8 protein-coding genes and 3 pseudogenes are annotated in these 12058 nt (G+C 67.3%); 2 read left to right on the top strand and 9 right to left on the bottom strand.

Going from position 1 to position 12058, the window contains the following annotated elements; translation table 11 throughout:
- The coding region (locus G205_RS21455) for an HNH endonuclease signature motif containing protein (RefSeq protein ID WP_009359558.1) at positions 1-1308 on the top strand (1308 nt) is incomplete at its 5' end.
- Positions 1309-1311: 3 nt separating this feature from the next.
- Here the strand turns inward: G205_RS21455 and G205_RS19675 are convergent.
- The 6 genes and pseudogenes from G205_RS19675 to tdh all read right to left on the bottom strand — a co-directional run bounded on the left by G205_RS19675 (position 1312) and on the right by tdh (position 7699).
- Positions 1312-2091, bottom strand: coding sequence for a CPBP family intramembrane glutamic endopeptidase (locus tag G205_RS19675; RefSeq protein WP_009359557.1), 780 nt, complete (start codon positions 2089-2091; stop codon positions 1312-1314).
- Between the two features lie 84 nt (positions 2092-2175).
- Positions 2176-2964, bottom strand: a complete 789-nt coding sequence (locus tag G205_RS19670; RefSeq protein WP_009359556.1) for a DeoR/GlpR family DNA-binding transcription regulator — start codon at positions 2962-2964, stop codon at positions 2176-2178.
- Positions 2965-3061: 97 nt separating this feature from the next.
- The gene (gene hutI, locus G205_RS19665; protein WP_009359555.1) at positions 3062-4273 is read right to left on the bottom strand and encodes an imidazolonepropionase; all 1212 of its coding nucleotides are present in this window, start codon (positions 4271-4273) and stop codon (positions 3062-3064) included.
- Positions 4274-4284: 11 nt separating this feature from the next.
- Positions 4285-5391 carry an NAD(P)/FAD-dependent oxidoreductase gene (locus G205_RS19660; protein ID WP_009359554.1) on the bottom strand — a complete coding sequence of 369 codons (1107 nt, stop codon included), beginning with the start codon at positions 5389-5391 and terminating at the stop codon, positions 4285-4287.
- Between the two features lie 54 nt (positions 5392-5445).
- Positions 5446-6642: a glycine C-acetyltransferase gene (locus tag G205_RS19655; protein ID WP_009359553.1), complete on the bottom strand. Its 1197-nt coding sequence runs from the start codon at positions 6640-6642 to the stop codon at positions 5446-5448.
- 11 nt (positions 6643-6653) lie between these two features.
- A pseudogene (gene tdh, locus G205_RS19650) lies at positions 6654-7699 on the bottom strand (L-threonine 3-dehydrogenase).
- Positions 7700-7831: 132 nt separating this feature from the next.
- Between tdh and G205_RS19645 the strand changes: the two are divergent.
- Positions 7832-8737 (top strand): annotated as a pseudogene (locus G205_RS19645) (LysR family transcriptional regulator); the annotation flags it as partial.
- 19 nt (positions 8738-8756) lie between these two features.
- Here G205_RS19645 and G205_RS19640 read toward each other — a convergent pair.
- The 3 genes and pseudogenes from G205_RS19640 to G205_RS19630 all read right to left on the bottom strand — a co-directional run.
- The gene (locus G205_RS19640) at positions 8757-9401 is read right to left on the bottom strand and encodes a hypothetical protein (RefSeq protein WP_035753925.1); all 645 of its coding nucleotides are present in this window, start codon (positions 9399-9401) and stop codon (positions 8757-8759) included.
- Between the two features lie 196 nt (positions 9402-9597).
- Positions 9598-11105 (bottom strand): annotated as a pseudogene (gene gatB / locus G205_RS19635) (Asp-tRNA(Asn)/Glu-tRNA(Gln) amidotransferase subunit GatB).
- A partial coding sequence (locus tag G205_RS19630; protein ID WP_009359548.1) for an amidase family protein occupies positions 11105-12058 on the bottom strand: 954 nt, incomplete at its 5' end. The gene G205_RS19630 and the pseudogene gatB, both read right to left, overlap by 1 nt.

The raw sequence follows: 12058 nt of genomic DNA, 5'->3' as shown, positions 1-12058 counted from the left end.
ACCCCCGCCCAAGCCACAACAACCACCACAGACGCCAGCACCGGCACCGGCTCCGGCTCCGGGCCGAGCATGGCCGCCCCGGCCGGCGGAGGGGACACGGAAGGCACCGGCGGACAACGCGGCAGCCAACCCGGCACCAGCACGCCTGCAGCCGGCGACGGCAACAGCCACCCCGGCACCGGCGATCAGGTTCAAGGCGCCGCGGAGGACCAGTTCCCTGATGAATTCCTCGGGCTCGCCACCCTCTTCGGATCCGACGAACCAGCAGCGGACCTCGGCATCCCCGACAACACTCACCTCGAAACCAACGATCACATCGACGCAACCAGTAACCCCGGCACCAAAGACAACAGCACCGGCGACACCTGCAGCCAAGCGGGAACCAGCACCACCACCGCGTCCCCCGGCGCAACCAGCCCCGGAGCCGGGAAAGTCCCCACACCCCGCACCGACGTCATCGTCACCGTCCCCGTGTTCGCCCTGCTCGGCCTAACTGACGAACCGGCCACCCTGGACGGCTACGGCCCAATCCCCGCGTCCATGGCCCGTAAACTCCTCGCCGACGGAGCAGATTCCTTCACCCGCGTCCTCATCGACCCGCGCGACGGAGCACCCCTGGAAATCGGCCGCACCAGCTACCGGCTCACCAAAGCCATGCGACAAGCCCTGACCCTCCGCGACGGCAAATGCACCTTCCCCGGCTGCAACAACAACGCACTCGACAACGAAGCCGACCACCTCCAAGCGTGGAAACACGGCGGCACCACCGGGATCAGCAACCTGGCACAACTCTGCCCAAAACACCACCGGCTCAAACACAACAGCGGCTGGACACCCACCCAAGCAACAAAAAACGAACCACCCGGCTGGAAATCACCCACCGGCCGCCAATACTCCAGCGAACAACCTGACCGCAAACCAACCATCTGGCCGGACAACGTCCTGGTTCAGGAAATCAACACCGTGCCGCACCTAAAGGGACAAACTGGAGCAGATGACTCCCCCGCCGAGGCATGGTGCCCTCCGGAATGGCTGGAATCAGCACCACCCTGTGCCAAACCACCATGGGAAGAACCACCCTGGGAAGAACCGCCCTGGGAAGAACCAGAAGACGACACCCTCATCGACGCCGACGACATCGCACCCTACGACCCCGTATGGGACGACTTCTACGCCATGCCCATCGTCCTCCCACCGGACCCGGAAAAGGACCTGACCCTCAGCGGCTGGGCCTTTAGCGATTGGGCCCTCAGCGACCCTGCACTTAGCGGTCCGGCCCGGAGTGACTCAGCCCTGCTCCGTACGTAGCCGCTACCCCAGCCCCACGGCCCGGCCGAAGAGGCTGAAGCCGACAAATGCCACGATATCCAAAAGCGCGTGGGCAATAACAAGGGGCATAACCCGCTTGGTCCGGGTGTACAGCCAGGCAAACACGATGCCCATCACCACATTGCCGATAAAGGGACCGAAGCCCTGGTACAGGTGGTAGGTGCCGCGAAGGAGCGAACTCGCCGCGATCGACAGCGGAACGCTCCAGCCGAACTTGCCGAAACGGTTCATCAGGTACCCCACCACGATGACCTCCTCCACCACCGCATGCCGGAGGGCGGACAGGATGAGCACCGGCACGGTCCACCAGTAGGCATCCAGCGCACTGGGGATGATGGCGGTGGTGATGCCTAGGGCCCTGCCCGCGGCATAAAGGCCCAGGGAGGGAATTCCAATCAGGGCCGCAAGCCCCAACCCCTGCAGCAGGTCCTTCCCGGGGCGGGCGAAATTGAAGCCGAGCTTCCGGAAGGCAGAGCCCGGATTGCCGCCGTCATCCGTTGCCGCCTGCCGCTGGTCCGTCAGGAAGTAGATCACCAGCAGCACCGGCACCAGGGCGAACATGATGTCCAGCAGCTGGTACGTCAGGTCAAAGTACTCACGCGTGCTCTGGGAACGGTTGAGTGTCGAGGTCCCCTCGGCAAGCGGAGCACGGGTCATCTTGTCCAGCAGCTGCACCACGGAGTACACGGCGGACTGCCCAAGCGAGAGGCCCAGGACGATCCAGACTTCGACCTTCAGACGACGGCGGGAGGGAACCAGCATGTACCCATCTTGCCTGCAGTTTCTGGATCCTGTCTGATTGCCTGAACGCCGGCCGCCCCAGCTGCGCACAGTCAGCCAGGGCCGCTACGCAGGCGCGACGATAACTTCCGTGCCCTTGGCTTCGAAGGCAGCCTTGTCCTTCGGCGAGATGCCTGCGTCCGTTATGAGCCGGGTGAAGTGATAGCCGTCCATGGTGGCAAAGGCACGCACGCCCACCTTGGAGGAGTCGGCAATGACATAGGACACCCGTGCGCGGCTGGCCAGCAGGGCGTTGACCGACGCCTCACCCTCGCCGGTATTGGTGGGCCCCACTTCCGGGTCGATGCCGTTGACGCCGATGAAAGCGATGTCGAGCACAACCTTCTGCATGATGATGTCCGTGTATGGGCCCACCAGTTCGTAAGACCGCGGATTGAGGATGCCGCCGGTGACCATCACCTTGATGTTGGGCCGCACCGCCAGCTGGCCCGCGATGTTGATGGCGTTGGTGACCACCGTCAAGGTGGGCTGGTTCGACGGTGCGTTCAGGTCCTCGCGGGTGGCGAGGATCTGTGCGAGGGCCGTGCTGGTGGTGCCGCCGCAGAGCCCGATCACCGCGCCGGGCCTGATCAGGGCGGAGGCGGCCTGGGCAATCTGCTCCTTGGCCTCGGCGTGGTCGTCGCGGTTGTAGCGGCCGGGAAGATCGTAGGCCAGGGCACCGGTGGTGGCTCCGCCGCGGGTGCGGGTGAGCAGCCGGCGCTTTGCCAGACTGTCCAGGTCCCGCCGCGCCGTTGCCGGCGATACCCCGAGGGTGCTGACGATCTCGTCGACTTCCACCTGGCCCGTCCTGGCCAGGAGGTCGAGAATGGCGGTCAGTCGGTCGGTGCGGGTCATGCAGGGCCTCTCAAGACAACAGCCACCGCTTCGGATGACGTTTTCTGATCATAACAGACGAGAAACGATCAACTAACGTCATTTAGTGTCGAGTAGCCTATCGTTCCCGCACCCCGGCCCGCCACACAGCGTACGTCAACGGCATCCCGGGACGGTAGGCGAGGTGGGTGGCCGAGGGCGCGTTGAGCATGTGCAGGTCCGCACGATGTCCGACGGCGATGGACCCCACCGCGCGTTCGCCGTCGGCATCCCTGCCGGCTTCCCTGTGCAGGGCCAGCGCACCGCCGTAAGTCGCGGCCCGTACTGCTTCGTGCACGCTGAGATGCATTTGCAGGACAGCCGTGGAAACGCAGAACGCCATGGAACTTGTGTAGGACGTGCCCGGGTTGCAGTTGGAGGCGAGCGCCACCTGGACGCCCGCATCCAACAGTGCACGCGCCGGGGCCAGCGGCTGGCGGGTGGAGAGGTCACAGGCGGGCAGGCAGGTTGCCACCGTACCCCGTTCCCCTGTTCCGCGGGCTGCATCCCAGCCGGACCAGGTGCCGGCCAGGGCCTCCACGTCCCCGGCGGAAAGGTAGTTCACGTGGTCCACGCTGGCCGCCCCGAGTTCCACCGCCAGCTGGACTCCGGGGCCCTCGCCGAGCTGGTTGCCGTGCACCCGCAGCCCCAGGCCGGCATCCCGGCAGGCCAGCAGAACCCTGCGGGATTGTTCAGCCGTGAAGGCTCCCTCCTCGCAGAACACGTCCGCCCACTGCACAAAAGGGCGGACCGCAGCCAGCATGGGGCCGCACACCAGGTCCGTATAGGCTTCCGGATCCTGGCCCGCGGGAACCAGGTGCGCGCCGAGGTAGGTCACCTGGTCCGCGGCCGTGGAGGCGATGCGGGCGCTCCGGGCCTCGTGCTCCACATCCAGCCCATAGCCGGTCTTGGTTTCAAGATAAGTGGTCCCTTGCGAGACCGCTTCCGCCACCCTGCCCAATGCCAGGCGGGTGAGGTCGAAATCAGAGGTGGCGCGGGTGGCGTTCATGGTGACGGCGATGCCGCCCGCAGCATACTGTTCGCCCGCCATGCGCGCCTCGAACTCGGCCGTCCGGTCGCCGGCAAACAGCAGATGGGTGTGCGAATCCACCCAGCCGGGGAGGACGGCACGGCCGCCGGCGTCGACGGCGTCGTCGGCTGCGGGCGCATCGGCAGCCCGCCCGATCCAGGCAATGCGCTCCCCCTCGATCACTACCGCCGCGTCTTTCAGGACCCGGTGTTCCAGGTCCTGGGTCATCAGCTCGGCAATGTTCGTGATCAGGGTGCTCATGCAACCATTCTTCAGCGCCGGATGGACCAGCGCGTGGCTGCCAGCGCCTGTGCTGTCCGGGATACCGGACCTGCTGCACCGGCCCCGGCCTGGCCGGCAAGGATCTGCTCCGCCGCCAGCTCGGCCATGGCCGAAGACGTTTGGAACCCGTAGCCGCCCTGCCCGGCGAGCCAGTAGAAGCCGGGCGCTTCGGCGTCGAAACCCGCCACCGGAATCCCGTCGGCTGCTTCTGTGCGAAGCCCGGTCCAGGCCCGGCGCACCGCCGTGATGCCGAGGGTGGTCACGGTGTTCAGCAGCTCCACCAGGCGTTCGACGTCGCCGGGCCGGGGCCGGGCATCCTCGGGCCCGCTGGGTACCGCTTCCGACGGCGAAATCAGGACGTCGCTCCCCTCCCGCCGGAAGTAGAACGTGTTGTCGGCGGCCGCCACCATGGGGCACCCCTCAGGCAGGGGACGTTCGACGGCGGCAATCGCCGCGGTGCGCCGGTACGGCTGCAGGCCCAGCTTCTCCACGCCGCTGATGACGGCGAGCTCGTCGGCCCAGGCTCCGGCGGCATTGACCAGCACGCCCGCCTGGAAGGCTTCCGTGCCCGCGCCGATTTCCCAGCCGGACCCGAGCCGCTGCGCGGAATGGACCCGGGCACCGGTATAGATATCCGCCCCGGCGGCCACTGCCCGCTGCCGGTGGTCGTCCAGCAGCAGCGGGGCATTGGAACCGAACGATCCGGTGTCCAGGCCCGCAGCGGCGAACGACTCCGGAACCAGCGCCGGGCAGAGCTCCAGCGCTTCGGCATGGGTGATGGGCTTCATGGAGCCGCTGGCCTCCGCCGCCACTCCGGCCTCGCTGCCGACCAGCATAAAGCTCCGGGGCGTGAGGACAGGCTCGGGCAGCTCGGCATCGCGGGCGGCAATGAGCTCGAGCGTCCTGGCGGTGAGCTCCTGGACCACCGGCGGGCCGTAGCTGGGAATAAGCTGCCGGGCCGACCGGGAGGAGGTGTGGTACGCCAGCTCCTGCTCGGCCTCCACCAGCGCCACGCTGCATTTGCCCGCCAGCGCGGACGCCAGGGACAGGCCGGCGATGCCGCCGCCCACAATTAGGACATCGTAGTGTGCTGCCATGCGTCCATCTTGCAGAGTTGCTGCGGAAAGGGCGGGCCGGAAACAACGGCCGGATCAGGCTGCCACCTCGGCGCGGCTGGCGACGAAGGCCTGAACGCACGCCTCGACGTCGTCCGCGGAGTGTGCGGCCGAAAGCTGCACCCGGATGCGGGCGGCACCGCGCGGCACCACCGGGAAGCTGAACGCGGTGACGAAGACGCCGTGCTGCAGCATCCGGTCAGCCACCTTGGCGGCCAGGACGGCGTCGCCGAACATGACCGGGACGATGGCGTGCTCGCCGGCCAGCAGGTCGAAGCCTTCCTCCGTCATCCGGCGGCGGAACAGCGCGGCATTATCGAAAAGCTGCCGCCGCAGGTCCGCCGAGTTCTCCACCAGGTCCAGTGCCTTGATGGTCGCGGCGACGATGGCGGGAGCCAGCGAGTTGGAAAAGAGGTACGGCCGGGCCTTCTGCCGCAGCATAGCCACGATCTCGGCGCGCCCGGAAACGTAGCCGCCGGAGGCCCCGCCCAGCGCCTTGCCGAAGGTGCCCGTGTAGATGTCCACCCGGTGCGAAACGCCGGCATGTTCCGGTGTTCCCGCGCCGGTGGCGCCCATGAAGCCGACGGCGTGCGAATCGTCCACCATCACCAGCGCACCGTGCTGTTCGGCGAGGTCACAAATGGCCTCCAGCGGGGCGAGGTAACCGTCCATGGAGAACACGCCGTCGGTGACGATGATCTTCCGGCGGGCGTCCTTCGCCTCCACGAGTTTCGCCTCAAGGTCCGCCATGTCCCGGTTCGCGTAGCGGTACCGCCGGGCCTTGCACAGCCGGATGCCGTCAATGATGGAGGCGTGGTTGAGCGCGTCCGAAATGACCGCGTCCTCAGCACCGAACAAGGACTCAAAAACGCCGCCGTTGGCGTCGAAGCAGCTAGAGAACAGGATGGTGTCCTCGGTTCCGAGGAACCGGGAGACGCGGGCTTCAAGTTCCAGGTGCAGGTCCTGCGTGCCGCAGATGAACCGTACGCTGGCCATGCCGAAGCCGCGTTCATCCATGGCCGCCTTGGCTGCGGTGATGATGTCCGGATGGTCCGCCAGGCCCAGGTAGTTGTTGGCGCAGAAGTTCAGGACGTCCGCGCCCGGTGAGCCGATCTGCCCGGCGGTGATATGGCTTGACTGGGGTGACCTGATGCTGCGCTCTGTCTTGTAGAGCCCTGCGGTGCGGATGTCCTCCAGCTCGCTGCTGAGCTGGTCCTTGATGGAGGTGTACATGATGGTGATCCTTAGAGTCGGGTCCAGTCGAGGACAACTTTGCCGCCGCTGCCGCTGCGGGCCAGGTCGAAGCCCTTCTCCCAGTCTGAAGCGGGGAGCGTGTCAGTGACCACGGTGGAGATCCCCGCGTGGAGGACCGGGTTGGAGGAGAGCATGGCGCTCATGGCGTACCAGGTTTCGTACATCTCCCGGCCGTAGATGCCCTTGAGTGTGAGCATGTGGGTGACCACCTTGCCCCAGTCGATGGTGATGTCCTGGCTGGGCAGGCCCAGCATGGCAATCCGGCCGCCGTGGTTCATGTTGTCGATCATCTCCGGCAGGGCGGTGGGGTGGCCGGACATTTCCATGCCGATGTCGAATCCTTCGCGCATGCCCAGTTCACGCTGGGCGTCGCGGACGCGGGTGGTGGAGACGTCGATGGCAAGGTCGGCGCCGAGCCGGCGGGCCAGGTCAAGCCGGGGCCGCGAGACGTCCGTAATGGCGATCTTGCGGGCACCGGCGTGGCGGGCGACGGCGATGGCCATCAGCCGATGGGCCCGGCGCCGGTGATGAGCACATCTTCGCCCACCAGCGGGAAACTCAGGGCAGTGTGCACAGCATTGCCGAAGGGATCGAAGATGGCGCCGAGTTCTGGCGTGACCGACGGATCATGGTGGACCCAGACGTTGGTTTCCGGGATGACCACGTACTCGGCGAACGCCCCGTCACGCTGCACACCCACGCTGACGGTGTGGATGCACATCTGCCGGCGGCCGGCGCGGCAGTTCCGGCAAATGCCGCAGACAATGTGGCCTTCACCGGATACCCGGTCACCCACTTTGACGTCCCGGACATCCCCTCCGGTCTCCACCACCTCGCCGTAGAACTCGTGGCCCGGTATCAGGGGAGCTTCGATGATTCCCTGGGCCCAGGCGTCCCAGGACTGGATGTGGAGGTCCGTGCCGCAGATCCCGGTGGTCATGACGCGGATCTTCACGTCGTCCGGACCCACCGTGGGCTCCGGGCGGTCCACCAGCTCGAAGCCGGCCTGGGGGCCGGCCTTGTAGAGAGCCTTCATCGGCTTCCTCACTCTTGGTTGTCACATCATTGGCAGGGGCTGCCCTCCCCATTACAGCCCCGGAAACCGTTTAGCACAATCGGCATTTCCTCAATCGACGATGTAGCTTTTGCTAATGCTTAGACTGGGTCCATGGAGATCCACCAACTTGAAATCCTTCGCGAGCTCGGCGCGCTGGGCAGCGTCAAGGCCGTGGCCGACACCTTGATGGTCACCCCGTCCGCCGTCTCCCAGCAACTGGCCCTGCTCCAGCGCACGGTGGAGGTTCCGCTGACCCGGAAGGAGGGCCGGAACCTGGTGCTCACCGAGGCGGGCCAGGTCCTTGCGGACGCGGGCGCCGCCGTCGTCAGCGCGATGGCCGAGGCAAAAAGCGCCATCGGCACCTACCACGGCTCCCCCGCCGGTCGGGTGACCCTGAGCGGCTTCCACAGCGCAGGCCAGGCCGTCTTCGCACCCCTGGCCAGGATGCTGGACGAGCCGGGACGCCCGCGGGTGGAACTGTCCGACGAGGACGTGGCCCAGCAGGACTTCCCTGCCCTGACCGCCCGCTACGACCTGGTACTGGCCCACCGGATGGACCACAGCCCCCGCTGGCCGGACGAACGGGTCACCGTGATCCCGCTCGCGCACGAGCCGCTGGACGTCGCGCTTCCGGCCGGGCATCCGCTCGCGCAGAAACGGGCCGTGGCCGCGGACGACGTCGCCGGTGAAGCGTGGGTGACCAGCCATGCCGGCTACTCCCCCGCGGACGTGCTGTCCGCCGTCGCCGCCGTGTCCAGCCGGGAACCGAACATCGTCCACCGCATCAATGACTACTCCACCGTGGCGGCCCTGGTGGCCGCCGGCGGCGTGGTAGGGCTGCTGCCCAGGTATACGGCCCGGCCCGTCCTGAATCCGGACATCGTCCTGCGTCCGCTCGAGGGCATCAGCACCCGGCGGCGGATCGACCTGCTGGCACGGCCGGAAAACCTCAAGCGCCGGTCCGTCATGATGGTGTGCGAGGCGCTGCAGGAGATCATGGCGGGGCTGGCGGAGCAGGCTGATCCTCCGGGCCGGGCTACTGTGATTGCCCTTTGGCGTGCCCGTGCCCCATGCCGTTCCCTCTGCCCAGCCCGAGCCCGGGCACATCCCCGGCCCCTTCGGCAATCCGCCCGGCCGTGGCCTGGTCCCCGCTCTTTACCCCGGAGATCCGGACTGCTTCACCGGCGGTGATGTCCGCAATGCTTCCGTCGCCGGGCCGGACCAGCTTGCCGTCCTCGCCTGTTGCCGGCGCCCTGGTGATGCGCGTTTCGGCGTTGACTGAGTAGGACCGGCTGAACCCGTCCTCGCTCTTGACGGTGATGGACGTTTCGCTGACGGCCTCCACCGTGCCGCGCTGCTCCACAATGGTCTGGAAGGTGCCGTCGGCGTTCTTCACCACGCTTTCGCTGTGCTGCAACTGCGGCCGCTGGGACTTATCCGGCTTGCCGGGCTTCCCGGGTTTGGCGGACTTGTCCGGCTTGCCCGGCTTGTCCTGCTTTTTCTCCTGCCCGGGCGCGGACTGGCCTGGTGCGGACTGGCCTGGCGCGGACTGCGACCGCGATGGCGAGGGGAACGGTGAGTCGGCGGACCACGCGATGGCGGCCCCCGTCCCGCTCAAGGCAAGGGCGACCGCCCCCGCAATGAAGGCCTTCCGGATCCGTGGCTGATCCTGCAGTGGCATCGCGGCCCCTTTCGCGTCGCTGTCCGGGGCCTGCGTCCGGCAGCCTCGGTGCGCTCAAGTGTAGGACCGGCCCCGCCGGGTGTGAACGCGTACTTTCCGCCGCCCACTACCTGAGTACCTAAAAGTAAAACCGGGCAGTGCCCCTTGCCGTGATGCAACGGCAGGGGCACTACCCGGTTGTAGGGGTGCTCGGCAGTTAGACGGTGACGCCCAGCTTCTCGAGGATCAGCTCGCGGACGCGTCCGGCGTCGGCCTGGCCGCGGGTGGCCTTCATGACCCCGCCCACGATGGCGCCGATGGCCTGGACCTTGCCGCCGCGGATCTTGTCGCGACGTCGGGCTGCGCGGCGAGGGCGGCGTCGATGGCTTCCAGCAGGGGCCCGTCGTCGGACACGACGGCGAGGCCGCGCTTCTCGACGATCTCCGCCGGGGTGCCTTCACCGGCAAGCACGCCGTCCAGCACCTGGGACGCCATCTTGTTGTTGATCTTGCCGTCCTCCACCATGCGGGCGAGCTCCACGATGGTGGCGGGCTGGACGCCCAGCTGGCCGGGGTCCACGTCGGCGGCCTTGGCGCGGCCCACGATTTCGCCCATCCACCACTTGCGCGCCACGGAGGCGCTGGCGCCGGCGGCGATGGTTTCCTCGATCTCGTCCAGGACACCGGCATTCACCACGTCGCGGAATTCAAGGTCCGAGTAGCCCCAGCTGGCCTTGAGCCGCTTGCGGCGCTCGGCCGGCGGCTCGGGCAGGGTGGCGCGGAGCTCCTCCACCCATTCGCGGGAGGCGACCACCGGAACCAGGTCCGGTTCCGGGAAGTAGCGGTAATCGTCGGCGTCGGACTTGGCCCGGCCGGATGTGGTGGTGCGGGTGTCCTCATGCCAGTGGCGGGTTTCCTGGATGACCGGCTCACCGGAGTCCAGGACCGCCGCGTGGCGCTGGATCTCGTAGCGGACGGCGTGTTCGACGGCGCGCAGCGAGTTCACGTTCTTCGTCTCGGAGCGGATGCCGAAGCGTTCGCGGCCGTGCGGGCGGAGCGAGACGTTGGCATCGCAGCGCACGTTGCCGCGTTCCATCCGGGCGTCGGAAACGCCGAGGTTCTTCACGATCTCGCGGACCGCCGCGACGTAGGCCTTGGCGAGTTCGGGGGCGCGGGAACCGGCGCCCTGGATCGGCTTGGTGACGATCTCCACCAGCGGGACGCCGGCACGGTTGTAGTCCACCAGGGAGAAGTCGGCGCCCTGGATGCGGCCGGTGGCCCCGCCCATGTGGGTCAGCTTGCCGGCATCCTCCTCCATGTGCGCGCGTTCGATTTCCACGCGGAACACGGTGCCGTCCTCGAGTTCGACGTCCAGGTAGCCGTCGTACGCGATGGGTTCGTCGTACTGCGAGGTCTGGAAGTTCTTGGGGGTGTCCGGGTAGAAGTAGTTCTTCCGGGCAAAGCGGCAGCTCTCGGCGATCTTGCAGTTGAGCGCCAGGCCGATCTTGATGGAGGACTCGACCGCCGTCTTGTTCACCACCGGCAGGACGCCGGGCATGCCGAGGTCCACCTCGTTGACGTTGGTGTTGGGCTCGTCACCGAAGACGTTGGGCGCGGAGGAGAACATCTTGGTCTTGGTGTTGAGCTCCACGTGGACCTCGAACCCCAGGACGGGATCGTACTTCTCCATGGCCTCTTCGAAGCTGAGGATTGCGTCGGTGGTCATTATTTTGCCTCCTGGGTTTCGAGGGCCGCGGTACCGGCAAGGTCGGGGGCCTGGGCAAGCAGCGGACCGCCCCACTTGGCCTCGAGCAGGGATTCCAGGACGGCGCCCACGCGGTACAGGCGGGCGTCCTCCCTGGCGGGTGCGAGCAGCTGGATGCCCACGGGCAGCCCGTCCTCGTCCGCCAGGCCGCCGGGCAGCGACAGGCCCGGCACGCCGGCCAGGTTGGCCGGGATGGTGGCGACGTCGTTCAGGTACATGGCCAGCGGATCGTCCAGCTTCTCGCCGAGGCGGAAGGCCGTGGTGGGCGCCGTGGGGGAAATCAGGACGTCGGCCACGGTGAACGCGGCGTCGAAGTCCCGCTGCACCAGGGTGCGGACCTTCTGCGCGGAGCCGTAGTAGGCGTCGTAGTAGCCGGCGCTCAGGGCGTAGGTGCCCAGGATGATGCGTCGCTTGACCTCGTCGCCGAAGCCTGCGGCACGGGTGGCACCCATGACGCGTTCGATGGTCATGGGACCGTCCTCGGGCAGGACGCGCAGGCCGTAGCGGACGCCGTCGAACTTCGCGAGGTTGGAGGACGCCTCGGACGGCATGATGAGGTAGTAGGCACCCAGGGCGTACTGGAAGTTGGGGCATGAAACCTCGACGATTTCCGCTCCGGCTTCACGCAGCAGCTCCAGGGAATCGTTGAAGCGGTTCTCAACGCCGGCCTGGTAGCCCTCGCCGTGCAGTTCCTTGATGATGCCGATCCGCAGGCCTTCGACGTTGCCGGTCTTCGCGGCGGCAACAAGGTCGGCCAGCGGGTCGGGCAACGAGGTGGAATCGCGGGCGTCGTGCCCGCCGATGACCTGGTGCAGGAGTGCCGAGTCCAGGACCGTCCGGGATACCGGGCCGATCTGGTCCAGCGAGGAGGCCATGGCGATGGCACCGTAACGGGAGACGCTGCCGTAGGTGGG

The organism is Arthrobacter nitrophenolicus, assembly GCF_000332815.1.
Taxonomy (GTDB): Bacteria; Actinomycetota; Actinomycetes; order Actinomycetales; family Micrococcaceae; genus Arthrobacter; species Arthrobacter nitrophenolicus.
Note: the sequence above shows the minus strand (reverse complement) of the source record. Positions and strands in the feature narration are given on the sequence as shown.